Origin of the sequence: Chloracidobacterium validum (genome assembly GCF_018304825.1) — a bacterium.
Classification (GTDB): domain Bacteria; phylum Acidobacteriota; class Blastocatellia; order Chloracidobacteriales; family Chloracidobacteriaceae; genus Chloracidobacterium; species Chloracidobacterium validum.
Map to the genome: position 1 here is coordinate 1,593,697 of NZ_CP072648.1, position 22,951 is coordinate 1,616,647.

Sequence of the window (22,951 nt, forward strand, 5' to 3'; positions counted from 1 at the left end):
CTACTTCTTGCCTTTCTTCGGAGCTTCACTGGCCGCGGCCGCCGTCGCTTCCGCCGAAGCGCGCGTCCCGACCAACGACGCCACAAGCTGTGTCGCGGGAGACAAAAGCTGCGCGCCGTCTGGAAGCGGAATATCACGGGCATAAATCCGGCCACCAATCTTCAAGTCGGCAATATCAACCACAATTTCCTTGGGCAATCGGGAAGTCAAGCACTTGATGGTCAGCGTGCGCACCCCGCGTTGCAGCACCGCACCTTGCCGAACACCCAACGGCTCACCCTGCAACCGAAGCGGCACCGGCGTCTTGACCGGTTCATCCAGTGCCACCCGGAAGAAATCAAGATGTTCAATAGACCCCCGAACCGGGTGGGTTTGGACTTCCCGAATGATCACCGGAACGAGACCTTCCTCTGGCAGATTGATGTTGAACACTGTCGCCCGGCTGATGCCGGTGCGCACAAAGGCAGCAAAGGCTTTGCGATCCACCAAGCCGTTGAATGATGGCTGCTTGCGACCATACACGTTGACCGGGATCGAACCTGCCCGCCGATTGCGGCGCGCTTCATTTGAACCAAGCTTCTGACGCGGCTGCACTTCAATAACTGTCTCAGCAATCATGACGACGTACCGATTCCCTTTCCTCTCTGCTTCCAATGGTCAAACGTTTCTTACGAAAAACGTTTCATACAAAAAGACGACTGACCGACGTTGCCGTGTGAATCGAACGAATGGCTTCCGCAAGCAGCCCGGCCACGCTCAAGACCCGAATCTTGGCCAGCGGCAGGTTGGGATGCGGAATGGTGTTGGTGACAACGAGTTCCTCAATCGGCGACTGTGCGATGCGTTCGAGCGCCGGACCAGAAAGCACCGCATGGGTACAACAGGCGTAAACGGACGTTGCGCCCTGATCGGCAATCGCCTGCGCCACCTGTGTCAACGACCCAGCCGTATCCACCATATCGTCCACGATGAGGGCCGGCCGGCCCTTGACGTTCCCGACGATGTTCATCACCTCAACCGTGTTGGCCTGCTCTTTGTCGCGGCGCTTGTCAGCCAGGGCGAGATCAGCATCCAGGCGCTTGGCATAGGCCCGCGCGCGTTCGACGCCGCCGGCGTCAGGCGCGACGACAACTAGGTTATCCAGCATTTTCTTGGCGAAGTAATCGAGCAGCACCGGAGCGGCGTAGAGGTGATCCACCGGAATATCAAAAAACCCCTGAATCTGCCCAGCGTGCAGGTCCATGGTCAACACTCGCGTTGCCCCGGCGGTGGTGATGATATTCGCCATCACTTTGGCCGAAATGGGCACTCGCGGGCGGTCTTTCCGGTCCTTGCGGGCGTAGCCAAAGTATGGAATGACGGCCGTGATGCGTTCAGCCGAGGAACGCCGAAAGGCATCGAGCATGATCAGTAGTTCGACAACGTGGCTATCTACCGGCGGACAGGTCGGCTGAACAATGAAGACATCCGCCCCACGGACGTTTTCATTAATCTGATAATTGAACTCGCCGTCACTGAAGCGCGTCGTGTTGGCATCGCCAATTTGAATGCCAAGGTAGCGACAAATTTCTTCCGCCAGGGGACGATTGGCGTTGCCGCAGAACACGCGCATCCCACTCATGACTAGTTAACCTCATCCCCCACTGACGAACACGTGCGACGCTTCGCTCACCACGGAGCCAAACGTCGCACGTGATGCGTCGCAAAGACTGGCTGGCAGACAAGGACTCGAACCTTGATTCAGCGCTCCAAAGGCGCTTGTCCTACCATTGGACGATCTGCCAACGAAATTACGAAGGTGGATAGCTTCCAGTCACCCCAATCCGTCGAGCATACGTTTCTCGACCAAGCGCGGGCGAAGTCCAAGCGAGCCACCCAGCCTCCAAGCAAATCTGCCGCGCGGCTTCACCAGCCGCCGCATCCTCGAAGAGACCAAAAACCGTGCTACCGCTGCCTGACATCCGCGCCAGATGCGCACCCAGCGCACGGAGCCGGTCGCGCACTTCCCGAACCAGTGGAAAAGCGCGAAAGACGACCGCTTCGAGGTCATTGCCTGCCGCCAACCAATTGATGTTGTCTGGCGAGCAAGCGGTCAGTGTATGGATAGTTAGCTCATCTGTCAACTCTGCTTGTAAGCCGCGGAAGACCGGGCCGGTTGGTATCGCCACCTTGGGGTTCACGACGACGATGGTGGGAAGATTGGCGTCTGGGAGCGGCGTGATGCGGTCGCCGCGCCCCAGCCCAAGGGCCGTCCCGCCAACCAGAAAGAATGGCACGTCAGCCCCAAGCTGCGCGGCCAGGCGCTGGCGGGTGGCTACCGACAGCGCAGCCCCCCAGAGCTGCTCCAAGGCCAGGAGCGTGACGGCGGCGTTGCTGCTGCCACCGCCGAGTCCGGCTTGCATGGGAATACGTTTTTGAAGGTGGATACGCGCCCCGTGGGTAACGCCGGCAGTGGATTGCAACAACCGCGCCGCGCGCACCACCAGATTTTGGTCATCACAGGTCAGCGTCGGATCGTCGCAGGTGAGCGCAATCGAAGGGTCCGCCGTGACTTCGATTTCCAACAGGTCATGTAGCTCGATGGTTTGAAAAACCGTCCGTAGCTCGTGATAGCCGTCGGAGCGCCGCCCGATGACTTCAAGGGACAGGTTGACTTTGGCAAAAGACGGGAACAGAGCCGGCATGAAAACTTCTCGCGTGGCAGGTGTCTTGCGCGCTGGTTCGGTAGCTTGACGAAGCCGCTCGAAAACGACAAGCCGAGCGGACGCGCCACGCGCCGGACTGGCCGTTCCGGCATAAACCGCAGTCAGACGTTGGCGTTCAGGTAACTTTCCAGGATAATCGCCGGTGGCGAGGACAAAGCATGTTTCCTGAACTGTTTGAAATCCCCGGCACGGGTTTCATCGTCAATACCTATGGCGTTTTGCTCGCCATTGGTTTTCTGAGTGGCATGTGGTTGGCTGGCCGGTTTAGCGTCCAGGACGGCTTGCCGCGTGGCACGGTGCTCGACATCGTTCTCTACTCCCTGATTGCCTCGCTGCTTGGGTCGCGCCTGCTCCTCGTCATTGTCGAGTGGCACAACTTCCGCCATGACTGGCGGGCGATATTCTCGCTCGATGTCTTGCGCTCCGGGGGTGTCTTTTACGGCGGCTTGTTGGCGGCTCTGCTTGCCAGCATCCTGCTCACCCGCCGGCACCGCCTCGACTGGTGGCGGGTTGCCGATGCGTGCGCGCCGGGCATTGCGCTCGGACAGTTTTTCGGCCGCCTGGGATGCTTTGCCGCTGGATGCTGCTGGGGTCGCCCAACCACTGCCTGGTGCGGGGTTCGTTTTTCTGAGCGCGGCCATGAGTTGACTGGCGTTCCCTACGACGTGGCGCTTCACCCGACACAACTTTACGAGAGCGCCGCCACGCTGGCCCTGTGCCTGGGGCTGGGGTGGCTTTTTCACCGCCGCCACTTTCGCGGCCAGGTCATCCTGGCTTATTTGTTTGGCTATGCCGTCATTCGGTTTGTCATCGAAATCTGGCGCGACGACCCACGCGGCGCCGTTGGGCCGTTATCAACCTCGCAGTTCATTGCACTGGGCTGCGCGGCCTTTGTGGCTGGTGCGTGGATGCTCCGCCGACGGAAAACCATATCGTCGCCGGCCGTGACCGAGACGGCTACGACAACGAGCACGCCGCCCCCGACGGCCTCGCTACTTCCTCCTGAATCCTGAAGCTGTTCGACGAAGCCGTTCCCCGACATGTCCAACGCACAAGCTAGTTCAACGTCGCCGCTGCTCGCTCGTGATGAGCGAAGGGAAAAGTTTGACAAGAAAGCCGCAGCCAAAGACACGGCCCGCCTGATGGCCAAGTATGGCGCGCCGTATGTTCCTTACTTTGCCCTGGCTTTTTTCTGCCTGGTTGGCGCGGGAAGTTTGGCGCTGATTTACCCGCTTTTCGTCGGGACGCTCTTTGGCTCAATTTTCTCGCCAGACAAGCCATCCGCCCTTGCGCCGCTGCTGGCAGTTGTTTCCGGTCTTTTGAATCGGCTCTTTCCCGGCTACCAGCTTTCGCCCCTTGACCCCGTGCTGGCGCTCTTGACGGGCATTTTGGTAGTTCAATCGGTTCTGAGTTTTGGGCGAACCTACTTGCTCAACTATGTTGGTGAAAAGCTCGTGGCTGATGTGCGCCGCGACCTTTACCGACATTTGCTTTCACTGGATGTAACTTTTTTTGCGAATCGGCGCACGGGTGAACTCACCTCGCGCATCGCATCGGATGTCACAGCCATTCAAAACAGTGTCACGTTGAGCCTGGCCGAAGCCATGCGGCAGGTCATCGTCTTCACCGGCGGAACGGCGTTTCTCTTTTGGATTGACTGGCGGCTGGCCTGCCTGTTGCTGGCGCTCATTCCGGTGCTGGTCGTGAGCTTTGCGTTTTTTGGGCGAAACATCCGCCGGCGCAGCACGCGCGTCCAGGACGCCCTGGCCGAGGCAACGGCCATTTTGGAAGAAACCATTGCCGGTATTCGCACAGTGCAGTCCTTTGCCCGCGAACCCTACGAAGTGAATCGCTACGAAACGCATATCACCCGCTCGCTGCGGGAAGCGCTGGGTCGCGCGCTGGCGCGGGGACTCTTCAACGCTGCCATTGTTTTCGTCCTCTTTGGAGGCTTTGTCGGCTTGCTGTGGTACAGCGGGAACCAGGTTCTCGCGGGCAAGCTGACGGCAGAACAGCTCATTCAGTTTTTGTTCTACGCGGCGTGGGTCGGCGGCGCGCTGGGCACGCTGGCCGAGTATTACGGAGAGTTCAACCAAACCATTGGCGCGTCACGGCGCGTCGTCGAACTCTTTGAAACGAAGCCTGCCATTTGCGACCGGCAGGACGCACAGCCGGCGCAGCCGGTCAGTGGACTCGTCGAAGTCAAAGACGTTCACTTTACCTATCCGGGACGGACTGAACCGGCGCTGGACGGCATCACGATCACGGCCCGGCCTGGGGAGGTGATTGCGTTGGTCGGACCGAGCGGGGCCGGAAAGTCAACGCTCATCTCGCTGTTGCCGCGTTTTTATGATGTCACGTCGGGCGCCATTTGCGTGGATGGAAGGGATGTTCGCGCTTGGAAGCTGGCCGATTTGCGTTCCAACATCGGCATCGTTCCGCAGGAAACCACGCTCTTTAGTGGCACCGTCTATGACAACATTGCCTATGGCAAGCTCGATGCGACCCCCGACGAGGTTGAACGCGCGGCGCAGGCAGCCCATGCTCACGCCTTCATCACGGGCTTTCCGCAGGGCTACCAAACCATCGTGGGCGAACGCGGCGTCAAACTCTCCGGCGGACAACGGCAGCGAATCGCCATTGCGCGGGCCTTGCTCAAAAACCCACGAATTCTGATTCTGGATGAAGCGACGAGTTCGCTCGACTCCGAATCGGAGCGTTACGTCCAGGAAGCGCTCGACGTTTTGATGGAAGGGCGCACGACCTTCGTCATTGCGCATCGGCTTTCGACCGTTCAACGGGCGACGCGCATCGTGGTCATGGCGCACGGACGCATCATCGAGGAGGGAACGCACCAGGATTTGCTGGCGCGGGAAGGCATGTACAAGAAACTCTACAAGCTTCAGTTCCGCGATGTGCCGGAGTGGATTTTACAGGAAGAAGCTGGAGCGCGTGGCGCAGCGCCCCAGCTTCAAGTCGCGCGGACGGCACTTCCCTGAACCCAGACCTTGCAAGGGCTAGCTGTGCGCTGCGCCGTTGAGACCGATGTTGAGGACAACGCGCCCGTTGATTTGGCCGTGCTTCATGCGCTCAAACACCGCGTTGACCTCTTCAATGGGCTGGAGTTCAACATTTGGCTTGACCTTGCCTTCGGCAGCAAAGGCCAGGCTTTCCTGCAAATCCTTGCGGGTTCCGACAATCGAGCCACGGACGGTCAGGCGGTTCAAAACGACATCAAAAATGGGAAGCGGAAAGTCGCCTGGTGGCAGGCCAACCATGGAACACGTCCCTCCGCGCCGCAGCATCGCAATTGCCTGCCGAAAGATTGAAGCCGATACGGCCGCGACCACGACTCCATGCGCCCCGCCGGTCTGACGCTGGATGGACGCCACCGGGTCTTCTTCCTTGGCATTGACCGTAACATCCGCGCCGAGCTGCCGGGCAAGCTCGAGCTTTTCAGGTGCAATATCCACCGCGCCCACGTGCAGGCCCATGGCTTTGGCATACTGAACAGCCATGTGACCAAGTCCACCAATGCCGACCACGACCAACCATTCACCCGGACGCGCCTGGGTTTCCTTGATGGCTTTGTAGGTCGTCACGCCGGCGCATAGCACTGGCGCGGCCGTGACAAAATCCAGTCCTTCGGGAATGTGCCCGGCGTAGGCCGCCGGCGCCAGAACATATTCGGCAAAACCGCCATCAACTGAATATCCGGTGTTGTGCTGGTGATGGCAGAGGGTTTCCCAACCGGTCAGGCAATGCTCGCATAGCCCGCAGGCATCGTGCAGCCAGGGAATCCCGACGCGGTCACCTTCCTTGATGGCCGTGACGCCCTCTCCGACCGCCGCGACGTAACCAGCGCCTTCGTGGCCCGGCACAAGCGGTAGCTTTGGTTTAACGGGCCAGTCGCCATCTGCGGCATGCAGGTCGGTATGACAGACGCCACTGGCCATGACCTTGACGAGAATTTGCCCTGGACCCGGGCGCGGCACATCCATTTCCTCAATGGCAAGCGGCTTCCCAAACTCATGAACAACGGCAGCTTTCATTTTGCTAGGCAGCATGTGAACCTCCTTGCTCTATTTTCAGAGCTTTTTTCAACGCTCCATCCGTAACCACGCCAGTGCGTCAAACGGTCAGGTCCGTCAACCCGCTAGCGAGTCCAGCCAAGCGTGAGAATATGGTTGTCGTGGTAGTGTGAGACAGGGGGGGAACGTGAGTTTCGATACAGTACACTACTTCGGCCAGGCGGCCAAGCCTGCGAGTGGGCAGCCAAAATGAAATTCGGTTGGCCGTGGCTTAGTACTCCCGCCGCAGGGGGCGTCCCATGACTTCGGCCATGGCGTCACGGACGCGGCGTCCCTCGTAAAGCACCTGGTACATGCCGCGCGTCATGGGCATATCCACCTGGTGTTTCTGAGCCAGGGCATGGATCGCCTTGGTGGTCTTGACCCCTTCGGCAACGTTGGTCATGCCGGCCAGAATGTCATCGAGCTGGCGTCCCTTGCCGAGTTCGACGCCAACGTAGCGATTGCGCGAAAGCGTTCCGGTCGCCGTCAGAAAAAGGTCGCCAACGCCGGCCAGCCCGGACAGCGTTTCAACCCGCGCTCCGAGGGCAACCGCCAGCCGCGTAATTTCAGCCAGCCCACGGGTGATGAGTGTGACGACCGTGTTGTGGCCGAAACCCAACCCCACCATGACACCGGCCGCAATGGCGATGACGTTTTTTGAGGCGCCAGCAATTTCGACGCCGGTGATGTCCTGGTTGTAGTAAAGCCGAAAGTTGGGCGTACTGAGTTCGCCCTGCACGTATTCTCCCCACCGTGGAGCAAAGGCGGCGACGACGGTTGCCGTGGGATCGCCTTTGGCGACTTCGTAGGCGAAGTTTGGACCCGAAAGCGCGACATAACGCGGCTCAAAACGGTCATGCCAGACATCAAAGGCCACCTCCGACATGCGCATGAGCGTATCGGTCTCGATGCCTTTCGTGGCACTGACAAACACCATTGTCGGCGTGACGTAAGGGCGCATGGCAAGCAGTGTCGCGCGGGTGACATGCGACGGGACAACCAACAGCACCATCTGTGCGCCGTCCAGCGCCGCCGCCAAGTCAGCCGTTGGCCGCAAGTTGTCAGGAAAAGGAAAGCCGGGCAAATACAAGCGGTTTTCGCGCTCGGCAGCCAGTGAGGCAATATGTTCCGGGCGGTGTCCCCACAACGTCACCAAGCGCGGGACGTGATTTGAGGCCGAACGCGCCGCGGCAACTAGCGCCAGGGCTGTCCCCCAGCTACCGGCTCCAATCACGGCAATCCGCTGGCATTGCTCCATAACGATATCGGTGGCAAAACAAACTGTGGAATGGCTATCAAAGCTTAGGGCTAGTTCAGGAAAATAACTGGTTGCCTGACGGCTGGGAAGTGCTGGCTTGTCAGCGCAAGTAGAGCTAGTGTTTACTTGCCAACCATGCAGCTCACGGATTTCGCGGCCGTCATTTTCGACATGGACGGTTTGTTGATAGATACAGAAACCATCTACTGCCAATCCTGGCAGCGGGCGGCGGCCGATTGCGGGTTTATTATCACACCGGCCTTTTATGGACAGCTTGTCGGGCGTTCACGCGCCGATGCCCTGCGGATCGTGCTCGACCACTTTGGCGACAGGGTTCCAATGCCAGCGTTTCAGGAATCGGTTCTACACTACGAGACCGTCTGCTTCAGCGAAGAAACTATCCCAATCAAACCAGGTGCGCTGGAACTCATCCGGGCCGTTGAAACGCGCGGACTGCCCAAGGCCCTGGCCACATCAACCCACCGTCCTGCGGCAACGCAGCGCCTGGCGCGCACCGGACTTGACCGCCACTTCCCTATTACCATCACCGGGGATGACGTGCCGCGCCCGAAACCTTCGCCCGACATTTACCTGATGGCATGTGAGAAGTTGGGCGTCGCGCCGCAGGATGCGCTCGCATTTGAGGACTCGGATCCGGGCGTCCAAGCGGCCCATGCGGCCGGGGTTACGGTCGTGATGGTGCCCGATTTCAAAGCGCCGTCGCCTGACGCACACACCCGCGCCGCGCGGATTTTCCCTTCACTGCTGACGGCACTCGTCGCCCTCGGTGCTTGAGGTGAGCCGACCAGCGCGGCCACCCGACAGGCGGCTAGGCTTGGAAAGCGCGTCACATGCCATGACGACGGGAGGATTTCAAAGGCTTTTTCAGCAACCTGAATGGTGTTTTGGCAGCTTAGGGGCCGCCGGAGCTGGCTGGCTGTGGTTTGTTCTGACACGCCATGGGATTGGGCTTTCGCCAGATTCGGTTGGCTACCTGGCCGTTTCACAGCATCTTGTCGAAGGACATGGGTTAGTGTCCTACCAGGGAGACCCTTTCGTTGTCCAGCCGCCACTTTACCCATTATGTATCGCTGGTCTTGGCTACCTATCTAATCTTTCGCTCCCTTCGTCTGCTCTGGCACTCAATGTTGCGCTTTTTGGTCTGGTAATTCTTTTATCAGGAAAACTTACTTTTCTAGCGACAGGCTCATTAAAGTTTTCAATTTTTATTTGCTTTTCTATAATCTTCGGAATACCGATTTTTTGGATTTCATTGTTCGCGTGGAGTGAATTACTTTTTATTTTATTTTTACTTTGTAACTTCACAGAATTTCACAAACTTATCTCTAAAAATAAAAATGTTTATATTTTCTCGTGCCTGGTGTTCGCTAATCTGGCTTTTTTGACCCGTTACGTCGGCTTCTTGCTTATTGTTTCCAATCTTTTGATATTGTTCATTTTATTCATTAAGAAAGGAAAGAACTTTTTTGTTTTGCTTTATTTTGCTGTGCTCTCAGTTTCGATTCCGTCAATCTTTGTCCTTAGAAATTACGCAGTTTCCGGGACATTCTTTGGACCCAGGACGCTGTCCTCAATACGGATCAGTGAAAATTTATTGCTTTTTTCCGATGCTTTTTTCAGTTGGGTCATCGCCCCACTTGGTAATCTCATTACTACGCCAATTCTAATTGTTGGGGCAATTATACTCATTTTTGTTTTACTTATTAACTATCTCTTTCATACCTTACGTCTTCAAGAATTGGCAGTTTCAAATTTGATTTTGTTCATCATAGTATATTTGTCTTTCATACTTCTATCTTCTACTCGAATTGCATACGACCCAATTGATAACCGGCTACTATCCCCGATTTTCATACCGCTCTCTATCGTCTTGATACATTTTTTTTCTAAAACGATTTATTCAAACTTGCGTGCCAAACTACCTGAACGGACAGAGCGGTTGGCGGTCACGGCAGGAGTGCTGATTTGGTTTACTTATCCAGTGGTTTCAACGGTAACGCTTGCCATTGAAGTCTGGCAGGATGGAAAAGGCTACCATAGCCTGCGCTGGCAAACGAGTGAGACCCTGGCCTACGTTCGCAAGACCCACAAACAACTCACGCAGCTTCCGATTTACACCAATGATCCAGAGGGAATGTACTTCCTGGCTCAAACCCGTGCCGCGCACTTACCTTTTCGCGTACGGGCAAGCTGGCCCGAACCCGGATGCGCCTATGTCGTACGCTTCAAGCATGCCTATCGGGGCGAATGCCTGGAACTGCTTGAGCAACTGCGCAGCGTGGCCGACATTGTGACCCACAAGCAGTTTTCCGACGGTGAAATTTACATTGTGACCCGCAAAGCGTCTTGAAACCGCAGCCTCGCCGTGCTCACCGCACCATGGGCCGCAGTTGCTCGATTCGCTGGCTGATTTCGGCCGGAGACATATGCCGAAAGGCTTCCGGCAACATGTCGCGCGAGGTTGCCTCGCGTACCGCCACCAGGGTTTGATACTCGATGGCAACTTCATCCCGTGCCGGTGTGAACTCTTGCGCCACCAGACGCACATCGTCGTGGGAGACTTCTTTTCGTCCGGCCTGACGGGCAATGCGCCGGCAGCGGATGAGCATGGACTCAATATCCGCGCCGGACAGTTTCATCTCGCTGCGCACAATCGGCGACCAGTCCGTTACTTGGTGCACAATGCGGTTTTTCTTGATCATGGCCTCAACAATAGCCATCCGGTCGGCTTCCGACTCTGGATAGAAGAGCGAGATATGCTCTTCGCATCGCCCCTGGCGCTTCAGGTCAATTGGGAGCAAGTCAGGACGCGATGTCATCAGAATCCACAGAATCCGCCCCCGATTGTCGGTGTCGCCCATGGCAGAGGCAATTTTCGAGAAGATACGCTTATCCACGCCACTGTCACCACCGGAGTCGCGGTTGCCAAGCGTGGCATCAGCCTCATCAATCAGGACGACAATTGGCGCCAATGTTTGGATGAGTTTGAGAATCTTTTCCAGGTTGGACTCCGATGATCCAACCCACTTATCACGGAAGTTTTTGAACTCAACGACATTCAACCCACAGTCTTTGGCGAAAGCTTCAGCCAAAAATGTCTTTCCAGTTCCGACGGGGCCAGAGATCAGAATCCCCATGGGAGCTTCCTCGGTTTCGCCGTTGCGAATGACATCGGCAATGTTGCGGAGATAGGTTTTCGCTTTCTCAAAACCGCCAACGTGATCAAGTCCGTATTTTGGCGTTACGAACTCAATCAAGCCCACGCATTCTGACTCGATGATGGATTTTTTCTTGGCGCGAACGAGATCAAGCGTCAGCCCTTCATTGTTGAGGGTGGCTCCCTTGAGAATAGATGCGATGTGCACGCGATTGAGACCGGACGTAAGGTTGGCAAGCTGCTCGTCGCTCACCTGCATTTTCAAGCCGAGCACACTGTTTCCCAGCTCAGACTTCATCTTTTCAAGCTGTTCATTGAACTTCTTCGTTTCTTCATTGAGCCGATCGACGCCTTCTTCCCGGAGAATGCGTTCCGCCTTGGCTCGAAAATCGGACTTGAGTTGTTCGACTTCTTTTTCCGAGCGGCCGTTGCGCCGCTTGGCAATGTCGGCCAGCTCATGGCGAATGTAATCGAGGCGCTCGTTGTAATCTGGATAGGGAACCTGAATTGCCGTGATGCGCGAATTCTCGCGTAGCCGCTGCGCGACATCCGAGAGGCTCTCGGTGAGGAAGATGACGATGTTATCGGAGTTGAGCAAGCGCGCGCTGGTTAGCCAGCGCTGCATCATGACGAGCAAGTTGCGTTCGTCACTGCTCAGATGCGTCATGTCACCCGCCGGCACGAGCGTTTCAAGAAAGTTGATGATGACAGCAACTTGGTCTCCACTGTACAGGAAACGCTCGATGAGACTAAGCGCCGGCACCGGGTCACGGGGTAAGGTTGCCATGGTTTTGGCGTCGGCCAGTGGGTTGGCAACCCGCAAGGTCGCCAGGAATTGGCGCTCCGCTTCCTGCGAGCCGAAGGAGATGCCCTCACTCCGGTTGTAGAGCACGATGTGCTTGTTGCCGAGCATCTCTTGTTGAAGAAACGTCACCAGCCCAACGTAGCCACGTTTTGACCGCGCCACGTCATAGACGTTGTGATGAAGCAGAAAATGGCTTGCCTCACCGGAAAAATACTTTCGCCCCATTTCGGCCGCCCAAGGCGGAAGCTGATTGAGTTCATCGAGCGTGAGCAGGTGACGAGTAACTGACATGGCGAGATTCCTTTTATAGTCCCTCAAATCCGATCTGGGATGGCGCGCTGGCACAGAAGCACCACGGCTTGTACGGCAATCGCTTCCCGCCGACCAACGGCGTCAAACCCCTCATTGGTTTTTGCCTTGATACTCACCGCGCTGGGATCGAGTTGCAGGTTCGTGGCGAGTCGCTCCCGCATGGCCGGGATGTGTGGCCCGAGCTTGGGGCGCTCAGCAATGATTGAAGCGTCTAGATTGCCGATTTCAAAGCCCTGCGCAGCAACCAATGTGACAACGTGGCGCAGAAGCGCCAGACTATCGGCATTGGCCCAGCGCGGATCGGTGTCGGGAAAGTGTGACCCAATATCGCCTAGCGCCAGCGCCCCAAGCAGCGCGTCGGTTATCGCATGGGCCAGGGCATCAGCGTCGGAGTGGCCGAGCAGTCCCCGTTCATAGGGAATCGTCACGCCACCCAAAATCAGCGGGCGGCCTTCCACCAAACGATGGATGTCATAGCCCGTCCCAACCCGAAATGCGCAACGGTGCATCGTACAACGTCCCTACATCAACCTATCCGAAGACGGCACCGGATAGGGGACAAAGCAGTGGCGGCAGCGCGCCTCATACAAGCCTTCGGCGCCAACGACGACCCGGCGCTCATCGGCAATCAACCGTTGCGAGAAGTTTGCCGGATGCCCACACACCACGCAAATCGCCTGTGGCTTGCTGACATATTCAGCCACGGCCAACAGGTGTGGGATTGGCTCAAATGGTTCACCCCGGTAGTCGAGGTCGAGCGCCGCGACAATGACTCGTCGCCCTTCGTCAGCCAACCGGCGACACACGGCAACCAAGCCCAACCCCAGAAATTGCCCCTCGTCAACGCCAACCACTTGGGTATTCGGCAATAGGCAATCGAGAATATCCTCAGCCTGCTCGATAACGTGGGTTTCAATCCGAAGCTGACTATGAGAAACGATAAAGTTCGCTTCGTAACGGTCATCCAGCCGGGGCTTGAAGGCCTGGACCGACTGCCGCGCAATGAGCGCCCGGCGCAAGCGCGTGATAAGCGCTTCGGTTTTGCCTGAAAACATGCCTCCGGCAATGACTTCAATCCATCCACGTGGACGTGAAAGGCTGTCGGTTGCGCTAAGTTCCTGCAATGGCTGACTGTCCTTCAAGGGCTTCGACGAACCGGCGGCGTCGGCGCTTTAGGTTGTGGAGAGAAGACCGCCACAATGATGACCGCCATGACAGACAGCAGCAGCGTGGCGACAAACCACACAACATACTTGTTGATAAACTGGCGGATGCGCATCCGCCACCGCCGCGGTAGGCGCAGTGTCGGCTGGGCCTGGGGCGGCACTTCCTCGAATTCGAAAACCGGAGCCTCCGTCACGAGGGGAATCCGCGAGCGAACTTGGTTATCACGCGCCACGGTGTCTGGAAAAACGAGTTGCCGCTTGGCCGTGAAGCTCACCGGGTCTTTCGGCTCTGGAACTTCAGCGTCGGGATGAGGTGAATCGGGCATCAGTGACCCTTCCGCGTCTATAAACTAGACGGTCTGTAGTTTAGGTGAGTCGTCCGGTCGCGGCCAAGAACTCGGCATTGAGCAAGGTCGCCCCGGCGGCTCCACGTACTGTGTTGTGACCGAGAATCGTCATCTTGACATCAAACAGGGGGTCTTCGCGGACGCGCCCGACAATGCTCGCCATGCCGCGCTCGAGATCACGGTCCAGCCGCGGCTGTGGACGATCCGGCTCTGAGCGCAGGACAATCGGGCGACTCGGCGAACTGGGGAGCGAACGCGCCTCGGGCACGCCACGAAATTCCACGAGCGCCGCGCAGACATCCTCCACCGGCGCGGACTGCCTGAGCTTGACCGAAACCGCACAGAGGTGGCCGTCCGTCACGGCGACGCGGTGGCAGTGGGCGCTGAGGCGCAGCGGCGCCGGTTCAACTTGGTCGCCGGACAGGCGGCCGAGAATTTTGCGCGGCTCGGTTTCGACCTTGGTTTCCTCGCCGGCAATGTAGGGGATGACATTGTCCACGATGTCAAGCGAGGCAACGCCTGGATACCCGGCCCCAGAAATCGCCTGCATGGTGGAAACCACGGCCAGCTCCACCCCAAACGCTTGTTCGAGAGCGGCCAGCGGCAGCACGAGCGCCAACGTTGTGCAGTTGGGGTTCGTGACCAGAAAACCCCGAGTCCAGTCGCGGCGCTGTTGCTGTACAGGGATGAGCCGCGCATGCTCGGCATTGATTTCGGGAACGAGCAACGGCACGTCAGCCGCCATCCGGTGGGCGCTCGAATTGCTGATGACCGGGTATCCGGCCGCCGCAAAGGCGGCTTCTGTTTCGCCTGCCATCTCCCCCGGCAGGCTCGAAAAGATCACGTCGCAATCAAGCGGCGGACGACACGCGCCCAGCGTCAGTTCGGCAACCCGCGCCGGCAACGGCGTCGGCAGTTTCCAGGCCACCGCGTCGCCATACCGCTTCCCTTCCGAGCGATCCGAAGCCGCCAGCGCCGTGATCGTAAACCACGGGTGCGCTTCCAGAAGTTGAATGAACCGCTGCCCGACCGTTCCGGTCGCGCCCAAAATCCCAACCCGCCATTGTTTCATCGTGATGTCGAGTGTCTTCCAGCTCGCCGCCACTCACGGACGAGGAAAAAGATGAAGGCAACATTGCCAATGAGGTAGCGCCGCCACAACCGCCGCGGTTCCTGGAGCAGCCGAAAACACCACTCCAGCCCGCTGCGCTGCATCCAGCGGGGCGCACGCTTGCGCTTTCCGGCCAGAATGTCGAAATACCCTCCAACGCCAAGCGCGAAGCGCACGCCGGTGAGCGGGCCGAAGCGCGCAATCCACAGCTCCTGCTTGGGAGAACCCATCGCAACAAACAGCACGTCGGACTCACTGGCACGAATCGCAGCCGCCACTGCAACTGACGTGGATTCGCCAACATAACCGTTATGCACGCCAACCACCAGCAGCTTTGGAAAACGTCGTTCCAGGGCCGCGCGCGCGGCTACCACCACCTCCGCCGTCGCGCCCAGTAAGTACACCCGATAACCCCGTTGCTCACAGTGCGCGACAACAGCATCCATGACATCCGGCGCGGCCACCCGGGCAACCAGCCGCCCACCGAAGACCGACAGCCACCGCGTCGCCCACACCACCGACATGCCATCGGCCGTAACCAAATCTGCCGTTGCCAACAGCTCCCGAAACGAACCATCCCGTTCGGCGTCAAGCAGGATGGCCGCATTGACAACGGCCATACGGTGAAAACCAGGCTGCTCCAACCAGGCGGCAATGCGCGTCATGGCTTCAGAAAGCGTGACGTTGGCAATGCGAATGCCACTCAGGGTTGGAGACGGACGCGCCACCATCATGCTTCGCCGTCGGCCAGCACCTGCTCCATCAAGGCGCGCAAGGTCGGCAGCCGCCGATCCTTGTCAGAAACCACCGGCGACTGCACCCCCCAGTCAATGCCCAGTTCGGGATCATTCCAAACGATGCCGATTTCATCCGTTGGATCGTACAGCGCCGTGCACTTGTAGAGGACTTCCGCCGTTTCGCTCACTACGCAGAAGCCATGGACGAATCCCGGCGGGACATAGAGCTGGCGAAAGTTCTCGGCCGATAGCGTCACCCCAAGCCAACGCCCAAATGTCAGCGATGATGGGCGGATGTCCACGACAACATCAAAAATTTCGCCACTGACAACACGCACTAGTTTCCCCTGCGGTCGGCGGCGCTGCGCATGCAACCCGCGGAGCGTTCCCCGGACTGACTTCGAGTGGTTGTCCTGCACGAAGGTCACATCCAGACCGGCCTGAGCAAACTTTGCCTGGTGATAGCTTTCAAGAAAAAAGCCGCGGTGATCCCGGAAGACCTGTGGTTCAATCATCACCACGCCCGGAAGCTCAGTCGAAATGAAGTTCATCGCTGATTGGTCACCGCGGCCCGCATAGCCGCAACCAAGTTTGAAGCGGTATGCAGGCTCTCAAACGTGCCGGCATCCGTCCACCAGCCATCCAGCACTTCCCAGGTCAATTCACCCTGCGCAATGTAGGCATTGTTGACATCCGTGATTTCGAGTTCACCCCGCTGGCTCGGCTTGAGGGTTCGGACAATGTCAAACACCGTCGCGTCGTACATATAGATGCCGGTCACAGCGTAGGGCGACGCCGGACGGGACGGCTTTTCATCAATCCGCACCACCCGCGTCCCCTCCAGGGTTGGAACCCCAAAACGCTGCGGGTCAGGAACTTCCTTGAGCAAAATCTTGGCTCCGCGCCCTTGCTCGCGGAAGCGCGCCACCGGGCCGGCGATGCTTTTCTCGATAACATTGTCGCCCAGAATGACGACAATCGGGTTGCCATCGGCAAAGTCTTCAGCCAAGGCAAGCGCGTCGGCAATGCCGCCCTCACCCTGCTGGTAAGTGTAACTAAGGCGCTTGAGGCCGTGTTCTTTGCCGTTGCCCAGCAGTTGCAGAAAGTCACCCGCCTTATTCCCCCCGGTTACAAGCAACACATCATCCACGCCGGCTTCGACCAGGGTTTGCAGTGGGTAGTAAATCATCGGCCGGTCATAGACCGGCAACAAGTGTTTGTTTGTTACCTTCGTCAGCGGGTACAGCCGTGTGCCGAGTCCGCCGGCGAGGACAACCCCTCTCATGCGCGCTGATTCTCCCATCAAAACGTTACTGCCAGCCGCCTATCATGCCGCAAAACGAGCGTGAAAGAAACCCGGAAGCAACCTCATCAGGCGGCTCCCTTCCCCAGCATGCGGCGGAATGGAAGCCGGACGATGAACGTCGTACCTTGCCCCGGATGGCTCACCGGTTCGATGGTGCCGCCGTGATCGGTCACGATTTGCCGAGTGACGGCCAGCCCGAGGCCAATCCCAGTCTCTTTCGTCGAAAAGTACGGATCAAAAATATGCTTCAATTCATCGCGGGAGATACCGGTTCCGGTGTCACTGACCTCGACCAGTTGCCCGGTTGACGTGTCCCGGATATGGATGCGCAACCGTCCACCGTTTGGCATGGCTTCAATGGCGTTGATTACGAGGTTGGAAAAGCAAGACTTGAGGGAATCCGCGTCGGCTTCGATCGTTGTGCCCTGGGTGTCGTCCACGCAGATCAGTTCAATCTGCTGGGCTTCGGCTTTGGAGCGGGCGACATCGAGCACCGCAGCGATCAAGTCACTAAGCTTGACCGGACGCAGTGCCAAAATGGCCGGGCGACCAACCCGCAGAACGTTCGTCACCAAGGTGTTGAGGCGCGCGATTTCATCCTTGACGGCGGTAGTCAGTCGCTCAAACGTGGCCCGCTCGGTCGGGTCAGACGGCGCATGGCGTGTGCGCACATGATCCATCGTCAGGTTGATGAAGTTGAGCGGGTTGCGGATTTCATGCGCGATCCCAGAAGTCAGCCGACCAACCACGGCTTCGCGTTCCAGGTCGCGGGCCTCACGCAACCGCGCCACCATGGCATTGAACCGCTCGGCCAGAAGACCGATTTCATCCCGCCGGTTCAGCGTCAACCGCACGTCCAAATCGCCTTCCTCAATCCGGCGGGTGGCCTTGACGAGTTCGCCGATGGGCTGCGTAAAGCGCCACACCAAAGCGACCGCCACCACCAGCGCCGCCAGCAAAGCACTGCCCGTGACGAGCAGCCGTTGACGTGAGGTCTGGGCAATCGTCTCGGTCAAGGTTTGCGCCGAAATCGTTACGACGACGTAATTCCGCTCCGGCGAACCATCCTTTCCCAAAGCCTGGAATGGAATGAAAATCGTCCGGGCCAGTCCGTTTTCGGCATCGCTGGCAGCCAAGGGATCGCCCTCCTTGACCAGGGCTTCATCGCTTGGCGGATGAATATGCTGTCCACGTTCCGCGCGCAGCGTGCTGTCCGTCACGAGGCCGTTGGCATCCACGATGGCAATGCGCCGGATGCGCTGGAGTTGCTTGGGCGTAAGCTGCCGCGACCGGATGAAGTCATCCAGGTAGTCGCTCGTGCTGATGCTCTGCAAGCCAAGTTCCAAAGCGGTGGTGAGCTGGGCCGTTTGCGCTTCCACCTGCGCCAGGATTTGGCGCTCGGCGCGGCGGTTGAGTTCGTACAACACGGCCACCATGCCAATAATGACCACCGAGAGCAGTGTTGCCAGCCGAAAACGAAGGTCCAGATAGCGCGGCATTCGCAAGGCCCACTGACAAAGCCGGCGGTGCGTCGCGCCGGGCTTCGTTGACATGCCACCGCTTAGAACCAGAGCGCCATGGTCGCTGAAAGCACGACGTTGACAAGCGCGAGCGGCAGCAAAAACTTCCAGCCGAAGTCCATCAGTTGGTCATAGCGCAGGCGCGGCGACGAAGCCCGCAACCACACGTAGAGAAACAGAAAAAACGCCATCTTCAGGATGAAGTACACCGGCCCCAGCCACGGCACCTGGGCCACGCCCGGACCCTGCCAGCCGCCCAAAAACAGCGTGGTCGCCATCGCGGCGGCCGTGACCATATTGGCGTATTCCGCGATGAAGAACATGGCAAACTTCATCGAGCTGTATTCGGTGTGAAAGCCGGCCACGAGTTCGCTTTCAGCTTCGGGCAAGTCGAACGGCGCGCGGTTGGTTTCCGCAATCATACTGATCAGAAACACGAAGAAACCGATGGGCTGAAACCAGAACACGTGCCACCCCAAGCCCCACGCGCCACTTTGCCGCTCAACGATGGTCACGAGGTCAAGCGAGCCGGCTTGAATCAACACACCAATGATGGAAAGCGACATCGCCAGTTCGTAGCTCACCAGTTGCGCCGAGGAACGCAGCCCACCCAGCAGACTATACTTGTTGTTTGAGGCATAGCCGGCCATGACGATGCCATACACGCCCATCCCGGTCATGGCGAGCACCGCCAAAATGCCAACATTGATGCTGGTGACATGCAGCGCCACGGGCCGGTCGAGAAACGGCAACGTCACTTCGCCACCGATGGGAATCAACGCAAACGTCATCAGGGCCGGCACCAGCGACAGCGCCGGGGCCAGCACATACAGAAACTTGTCGGCATCGAGCGGAACGAGGTCTTCCTTGAAAATGAACTTCAGCCCATCCGCAATGGGCTGGAACAATCCGAAGGGTCCGACCCGGTTGGGACCGTAGCGCATCTGAATGAAAGCCAGCAGGCGGCGCTCAATGAGCGACAAATACGCCACCGTCGTCATGAGCAGAATGAACCCAACGGCAATCTTAATGCCCCATTCCACCAACTGTTCAAAGGCAGGCATCGGCTCGACCAAGCGTCCGGGACGACCGGACGCGCTTTGAAAAGTACAACGTACGCTGCCATACCCTACCACCATGGGCATCGGATACGAAACAGTTCCCTGACGGAGGGCGTCTGACGCTCAGTATGCCTAACCCACATTCGGTGGCAGCCCGCGCCGAAGCGCCTGGACAGCCGACCCACCGGCGCAACGCGGAGCAGTCCCAGGGGCGATATAGTCCGGCCTTGTCCAGAACTAGTTGTTTGAAATCGTCATGCGGCGCATACTTGGCGTATCCCCACAAGACTTTTGCTCGTTGTTATTTGTTTCTATGTCTGCCCTTCTTGTGGACGAACTGACTGAAACGACATCTACGGTAGCGGCTACGCCAGCAACGGTGGTGGTCACGGAAACGTTCTGGCACTGGCGACACGGGCGCATTCGAGTTTGGGAAACGGACCCACATCCGTCTGGCAAGGCCATTGTTTTACTTCACGGCTATGGCGCGATGGTCGAGCACTGGCGCAAGAACATCCCGGCGCTCGCGGCTGACGCCACGGTGTATGCGCTCGACCTGCTCGGCTTTGGCAAAAGCGATATGCCGGACGCCCACTACAGCGCCCGGCTCTGGGGCGAGCAGGTGCGGGATTTCCTCGACGCCCGCCGGATCGCCAAGGCAACCCTGTTCGGACACTCGATGGGGGGACTGGTGGCAGCGCAGTTTGCCCATGACTACGCCGAACGGACGGATGGACTCGTCCTGGTCGATCCAAGCGGCTACCCGCCCCGGACACCGTCCGACTTCATGTTCCGCACGCTGCGGTTTGCGGCAGAAAACCCCATTCTCCGCGATCTTTCCTACTGGCTTTTTGCGACGCCAGACATTGCGCGGCAGGGGTTGACTTCAGCCTATTTCGACCCCAGGGCCGTGACGCCGGAACTGGTTGAAACCTTTGTCGCCCCACTCCGGCAACCCGGTGCAAAGTATTCCTACTTGGCCGTCGCTCGGCGTCCCGGCGACTTTTTCGTCAATGCCCCGAACGGTATTGCGGCCCCAACGCTCCTGGTCTGGGGCGGTCGTGACCGCTTGTTGCCGCCGCGCTTGCTCAAACCATTCCGTGAACTGATCCCGCACGCGGAGTCGGTCGTCATCCCAGATACCGGACACTGTCCGCAGGATGAAACACCCAGCGCGTTCAATGCCGTCACGCTGCGGTTCCTGAGAATGAACGTTTTCAACGAATGAACGTTTTCAACGCCGATTCATCGCCGTCGCGTCAGACGGCATTGTTGTGAGGTGGTCTATGAATGCACTAGCGCCTGCTTTGCGCCCGGAATCCACCACAAAACCCATTGCCTATGACCCTTCCCCACGCCGAATCAGTTACAGCATTTGGCTGGGTGTTACCTTGCTGTGGTCATCGTTCTTTTTCATCACGGCCCTGGCGGCGCTTCAGTGTGCGGCGATGCTCCTTGGTTCGCCACTCAACCTGACCCACCTTGGCTTCGCGTTTGGACTTCACGTCGGATTTGCCATCGCCCTGGCCTTTGGGATCGGCTTCCTCAACCGGCAGCTCGACCCAAATGGCGAGAAGCGCGCCCGGCGCAATGCCGAGATTCAGGCCAAGTATGCCGGGAGGGTCCCGACGTTTGTTTCGCTCCCGGGAAGTCTGGCTTCGGCTTGTCTCTTTTTTGGCACGACCGTCACGGTTATGCAGATCGCCGGACTCAACCTGGACTGGAAAATGATTGGGTTGGGGTTGGTCATCAACCTTCCGGCCGCGTTCGTGGGGGCCTTTCTGACCGGCGTGGTGTTGCGCAGCATCCAGGCGCGCCGAGCGCGGTGAGCCTTGCCGATGCGCTGCCCTGGACACAAGCTGACGATGCCGGTTCGTGCAACTTGGTTTAGCCTAGTACTGTGTGGCGTGGTCCTGTTGAGCGCCGGCCATCCGGCCGCCATCCGCTGTTGGTGTGCCGTCCCGCCAACGGCATCGCCCTTCCTAACAAACTCGCCTTCCACTATGACACCCCCTTACTCCGTATCGGCGGCGGTTCTTGCCCGCGATGCTCGCTACCAACGTGATATTGCCGACCTTACCCCGAAGCTCATCGAAACCCGCCGTGACCTGCATCAACACCCGGAGCTATCCAACCGCGAGGAGCGCACGGCCCGGGTCGTGGCTGACCGCCTGCGGGCGCTGGGGCTTGAAGTCACGACCGGGATCGCGCACCACGGTGTCATCGGTGTGCTGCGGGGCGGCAAGCCGGGTAAAGTCATTGCCCTTCGCGCCGATATGGACGCGCTCCCCATCGAGGAAACCCGCGACACGCCCTACACATCGCGCACGCCAGGCGTCATGCATGCCTGTGGGCATGACGTACATACGACGGTCGCGCTGGGCGTGGCGGAGGTACTCTCGAAGTACCGCGCCGACCTTCCCGGCACCGTGAAGTTCATCTTTCAACCAGCCGAAGAAGGGCCGCCACGCGGCGAACGGGGCGGGGCGAAAATGATGCTCGAAGAGGGCGCGTTTGACGCACCCACGCCAGACGCCATCTTCGGACTGCACTGCATGCCCACGATCGAGGCCGGGTCCATTGGCTACTGTGAAACGTCTGCTATGGCCAGCGCCGACCGCTTTCTCATCACGGTTCGTGGCAAAAAGGTTCATGGGGCGTATCCCCACGAAGGCATTGACGCCATTGTGACTGCGGCGACGGTCATCGAGCAGTTGCAAACGATTCGGAGCCGGCGCATTGATACCCAATTACCGCTGGTGCTTTCGATCGGAAGCATCCACGGCGGCAACCGCTTCAACATTCTGGCCGATGAAGTCCGCATGGAAGGCACGGTGCGGACGCTCGACCCAGACGTTCATGCCCGCGTCGAGCCGCTCATGCGCCAGATTCTGAAGGGCGTGACAGAAAGCCACGGCGCAAGCTATGAACTCGATTACGAGCGGATCGTGCCGGTCACGGTCAACCATGCGCCGCTGGTTGCGCAAATGCTGCCGACCATTCGGCGGATCGTCGGGGATGCCCACGTGCTGGCAACCCGGCCCCAAATGGGCGCCGAGGATTTTTCCTACTTTGCCAATCGCGTACCGGCTTTTTTTTACTTTCTTGGCGTTGGAAACAAAGCGAAGGGGCTAACCGCCATGTTACATACGCCTGACTTTGACGTGGACGAAGCTTGCCTACCGGTCGGCGTATCGGTCATGGCAGCCATGGCAACCGACTGGCTTGAAGCCGCCGCGCGACAGTCCTGAACTGCGCCCGGCGCGTCGAATCCAGCCGAAATTCTCATGCGCTTCAACCAACGAAAATCCGCGCGTGCCGCATCTTGAGATGCGGCACGCCACCGGACATATCAATTTCTTGACAGAACAA

At 58.6% G+C, this 22,951-nt stretch carries 22 protein-coding genes and 1 tRNA gene; 7 read left to right on the forward strand and 16 right to left on the reverse strand.

Annotated elements, in window-relative coordinates; translation table 11 throughout:
• The 4 genes from J8C06_RS06570 to ispE form a co-directional block, all read right to left on the reverse strand.
• Positions 1-618 carry a 50S ribosomal protein L25 gene (locus J8C06_RS06570; RefSeq protein ID WP_211427925.1) on the reverse strand — a complete coding sequence of 206 codons (618 nt, stop codon included), beginning with the start codon at positions 616-618 and terminating at the stop codon, positions 1-3.
• Positions 619-682: 64 nt separating this feature from the next.
• A complete protein-coding gene (locus J8C06_RS06575; protein ID WP_281423853.1) occupies positions 683-1,612 on the reverse strand; it encodes a ribose-phosphate diphosphokinase in 930 nt (309 codons plus the stop codon).
• A gap of 98 nt (positions 1,613-1,710) precedes the next feature.
• Positions 1,711-1,784: transfer RNA gene (locus tag J8C06_RS06580), tRNA-Gln, on the reverse strand.
• A gap of 6 nt (positions 1,785-1,790) precedes the next feature.
• Entirely contained in the window at positions 1,791-2,684 is an 894-nt protein-coding gene (gene ispE / locus J8C06_RS06585) for a 4-(cytidine 5'-diphospho)-2-C-methyl-D-erythritol kinase (protein ID WP_211427927.1), read from the reverse strand.
• Positions 2,685-2,863: 179 nt separating this feature from the next.
• Here ispE and J8C06_RS06590 point away from each other — a divergent pair, with 179 nt between their 5' ends.
• A complete protein-coding gene (locus J8C06_RS06590; RefSeq protein ID WP_211427928.1) occupies positions 2,864-3,718 on the forward strand; it encodes a prolipoprotein diacylglyceryl transferase in 855 nt (284 codons plus the stop codon).
• Positions 3,719-3,745: 27 nt separating this feature from the next.
• Positions 3,746-5,704, forward strand: a complete 1,959-nt coding sequence (locus J8C06_RS06595; protein ID WP_246601995.1) for an ABC transporter ATP-binding protein — start codon at positions 3,746-3,748, stop codon at positions 5,702-5,704.
• An 18-nt stretch (positions 5,705-5,722) separates the two neighbouring features.
• Here J8C06_RS06595 and adhP read toward each other — a convergent pair whose 3' ends face one another.
• Both adhP and J8C06_RS06605 read right to left on the reverse strand, forming a co-directional pair.
• Positions 5,723-6,772 (reverse strand): alcohol dehydrogenase AdhP, encoded by a 1,050-nt coding sequence (gene adhP / locus J8C06_RS06600; RefSeq protein WP_211427929.1) that lies wholly within the window; start codon positions 6,770-6,772, stop codon positions 5,723-5,725.
• A gap of 235 nt (positions 6,773-7,007) precedes the next feature.
• A complete protein-coding gene (locus J8C06_RS06605; RefSeq protein ID WP_211427930.1) occupies positions 7,008-8,036 on the reverse strand; it encodes an NAD(P)H-dependent glycerol-3-phosphate dehydrogenase in 1,029 nt (342 codons plus the stop codon).
• Positions 8,037-8,171: 135 nt separating this feature from the next.
• Between J8C06_RS06605 and J8C06_RS06610 the strand changes: the two genes are divergently transcribed.
• Together J8C06_RS06610 and J8C06_RS06615 are read left to right on the forward strand one after the other, a co-directional pair.
• Positions 8,172-8,831, forward strand: coding sequence for an HAD family hydrolase (locus tag J8C06_RS06610; protein ID WP_211427931.1), 660 nt, complete (start codon positions 8,172-8,174; stop codon positions 8,829-8,831).
• Between the two features lie 61 nt (positions 8,832-8,892).
• Entirely contained in the window at positions 8,893-10,407 is a 1,515-nt protein-coding gene (locus tag J8C06_RS06615) for a hypothetical protein (RefSeq protein WP_211427932.1), read from the forward strand.
• Between the two features lie 19 nt (positions 10,408-10,426).
• On the opposite strand, the gene J8C06_RS06620 is transcribed toward J8C06_RS06615, so the two are convergent.
• From J8C06_RS06620 to nuoH, 10 genes are all read right to left on the reverse strand, one after another.
• Positions 10,427-12,310: an ATP-binding protein gene (locus tag J8C06_RS06620; protein WP_211427933.1), complete on the reverse strand. Its 1,884-nt coding sequence runs from the start codon at positions 12,308-12,310 to the stop codon at positions 10,427-10,429.
• 23 nt (positions 12,311-12,333) lie between these two features.
• Positions 12,334-12,840: a 2-C-methyl-D-erythritol 2,4-cyclodiphosphate synthase gene (gene ispF, locus J8C06_RS06625; protein WP_211427934.1), complete on the reverse strand. Its 507-nt coding sequence runs from the start codon at positions 12,838-12,840 to the stop codon at positions 12,334-12,336.
• A 12-nt stretch (positions 12,841-12,852) separates the two neighbouring features.
• A complete protein-coding gene (locus J8C06_RS06630; protein WP_211427935.1) occupies positions 12,853-13,455 on the reverse strand; it encodes a thymidine kinase in 603 nt (200 codons plus the stop codon).
• A gap of 14 nt (positions 13,456-13,469) precedes the next feature.
• The gene (locus tag J8C06_RS06635) at positions 13,470-13,823 is read right to left on the reverse strand and encodes a hypothetical protein (RefSeq protein ID WP_211427936.1); all 354 of its coding nucleotides are present in this window, start codon (positions 13,821-13,823) and stop codon (positions 13,470-13,472) included.
• A gap of 40 nt (positions 13,824-13,863) precedes the next feature.
• On the reverse strand, positions 13,864-14,916 hold the full coding sequence (gene asd, locus J8C06_RS06640) for an aspartate-semialdehyde dehydrogenase (protein ID WP_211427937.1): 1,053 nt from the start codon (positions 14,914-14,916) through the stop codon (positions 13,864-13,866).
• Positions 14,913-15,689, reverse strand: coding sequence for a WecB/TagA/CpsF family glycosyltransferase (locus tag J8C06_RS06645; RefSeq protein WP_211427938.1), 777 nt, complete (start codon positions 15,687-15,689; stop codon positions 14,913-14,915). The genes asd and J8C06_RS06645 overlap by 4 nt, the downstream gene beginning before the upstream one ends.
• Positions 15,686-16,243, reverse strand: coding sequence for a dTDP-4-dehydrorhamnose 3,5-epimerase (rfbC, locus tag J8C06_RS06650; RefSeq protein WP_211427939.1), 558 nt, complete (start codon positions 16,241-16,243; stop codon positions 15,686-15,688). The genes J8C06_RS06645 and rfbC overlap by 4 nt, the downstream gene beginning before the upstream one ends.
• Complete coding sequence (locus tag J8C06_RS06655; RefSeq protein ID WP_211427940.1) at positions 16,240-16,977, reverse strand: sugar phosphate nucleotidyltransferase; 738 nt, start codon at positions 16,975-16,977, stop codon at positions 16,240-16,242. The genes rfbC and J8C06_RS06655 overlap by 4 nt, the downstream gene beginning before the upstream one ends.
• A gap of 86 nt (positions 16,978-17,063) precedes the next feature.
• Positions 17,064-18,551 (reverse strand): sensor histidine kinase, encoded by a 1,488-nt coding sequence (locus tag J8C06_RS06660; protein ID WP_211427941.1) that lies wholly within the window; start codon positions 18,549-18,551, stop codon positions 17,064-17,066.
• Between the two features lie 8 nt (positions 18,552-18,559).
• Positions 18,560-19,582, reverse strand: a complete 1,023-nt coding sequence (gene nuoH / locus J8C06_RS06665; protein ID WP_211427942.1) for an NADH-quinone oxidoreductase subunit NuoH — start codon at positions 19,580-19,582, stop codon at positions 18,560-18,562.
• A gap of 310 nt (positions 19,583-19,892) precedes the next feature.
• Here nuoH and J8C06_RS06670 point away from each other — a divergent pair, with 310 nt between their 5' ends.
• From J8C06_RS06670 to J8C06_RS06680, 3 genes are all read left to right on the forward strand, one after another.
• On the forward strand, positions 19,893-20,807 hold the full coding sequence (locus J8C06_RS06670; RefSeq protein ID WP_211427943.1) for an alpha/beta fold hydrolase: 915 nt from the start codon (positions 19,893-19,895) through the stop codon (positions 20,805-20,807).
• Between the two features lie 58 nt (positions 20,808-20,865).
• Complete coding sequence (locus J8C06_RS06675; protein ID WP_211427944.1) at positions 20,866-21,408, forward strand: hypothetical protein; 543 nt, start codon at positions 20,866-20,868, stop codon at positions 21,406-21,408.
• 174 nt (positions 21,409-21,582) lie between these two features.
• Positions 21,583-22,830 carry a M20 metallopeptidase family protein gene (locus J8C06_RS06680; RefSeq protein WP_211427945.1) on the forward strand — a complete coding sequence of 416 codons (1,248 nt, stop codon included), beginning with the start codon at positions 21,583-21,585 and terminating at the stop codon, positions 22,828-22,830.
• The last annotated feature ends 121 nt before the right edge of the window (positions 22,831-22,951 follow it).

Coding starts and splice junctions, on each gene's coding strand:
- J8C06_RS06570 (WP_211427925.1), bottom strand. CDS start 618: ATGATTGCTGAGACAGTTATTGAAGTGCAGCCGCGTCAGAAGCTTGGT.
- J8C06_RS06575 (WP_281423853.1), bottom strand. CDS start 1,612: ATGCGCGTGTTCTGCGGCAACGCCAATCGTCCCCTGGCGGAAGAAATT.
- ispE (WP_211427927.1), bottom strand. CDS start 2,684: ATGCCGGCTCTGTTCCCGTCTTTTGCCAAAGTCAACCTGTCCCTTGAA.
- J8C06_RS06590 (WP_211427928.1), top strand. CDS start 2,864: ATGTTTCCTGAACTGTTTGAAATCCCCGGCACGGGTTTCATCGTCAAT.
- J8C06_RS06595 (WP_246601995.1), top strand. CDS start 3,746: ATGTCCAACGCACAAGCTAGTTCAACGTCGCCGCTGCTCGCTCGTGAT.
- adhP (WP_211427929.1), bottom strand. CDS start 6,772: ATGCTGCCTAGCAAAATGAAAGCTGCCGTTGTTCATGAGTTTGGGAAG.
- J8C06_RS06605 (WP_211427930.1), bottom strand. CDS start 8,036: ATGGAGCAATGCCAGCGGATTGCCGTGATTGGAGCCGGTAGCTGGGGG.
- J8C06_RS06610 (WP_211427931.1), top strand. CDS start 8,172: ATGCAGCTCACGGATTTCGCGGCCGTCATTTTCGACATGGACGGTTTG.
- J8C06_RS06615 (WP_211427932.1), top strand. CDS start 8,893: ATGACGACGGGAGGATTTCAAAGGCTTTTTCAGCAACCTGAATGGTGT.
- J8C06_RS06620 (WP_211427933.1), bottom strand. CDS start 12,310: ATGTCAGTTACTCGTCACCTGCTCACGCTCGATGAACTCAATCAGCTT.
- ispF (WP_211427934.1), bottom strand. CDS start 12,840: ATGCACCGTTGCGCATTTCGGGTTGGGACGGGCTATGACATCCATCGT.
- J8C06_RS06635 (WP_211427936.1), bottom strand. CDS start 13,823: ATGCCCGATTCACCTCATCCCGACGCTGAAGTTCCAGAGCCGAAAGAC.
- asd (WP_211427937.1), bottom strand. CDS start 14,916: ATGAAACAATGGCGGGTTGGGATTTTGGGCGCGACCGGAACGGTCGGG.
- J8C06_RS06645 (WP_211427938.1), bottom strand. CDS start 15,689: ATGATGGTGGCGCGTCCGTCTCCAACCCTGAGTGGCATTCGCATTGCC.
- rfbC (WP_211427939.1), bottom strand. CDS start 16,243: ATGAACTTCATTTCGACTGAGCTTCCGGGCGTGGTGATGATTGAACCA.
- J8C06_RS06655 (WP_211427940.1), bottom strand. CDS start 16,977: ATGAGAGGGGTTGTCCTCGCCGGCGGACTCGGCACACGGCTGTACCCG.
- J8C06_RS06660 (WP_211427941.1), bottom strand. CDS start 18,551: ATGTCAACGAAGCCCGGCGCGACGCACCGCCGGCTTTGTCAGTGGGCC.
- nuoH (WP_211427942.1), bottom strand. CDS start 19,582: ATGCCTGCCTTTGAACAGTTGGTGGAATGGGGCATTAAGATTGCCGTT.
- J8C06_RS06670 (WP_211427943.1), top strand. CDS start 19,893: ATGTCTGCCCTTCTTGTGGACGAACTGACTGAAACGACATCTACGGTA.
- J8C06_RS06675 (WP_211427944.1), top strand. CDS start 20,866: ATGAATGCACTAGCGCCTGCTTTGCGCCCGGAATCCACCACAAAACCC.
- J8C06_RS06680 (WP_211427945.1), top strand. CDS start 21,583: ATGACACCCCCTTACTCCGTATCGGCGGCGGTTCTTGCCCGCGATGCT.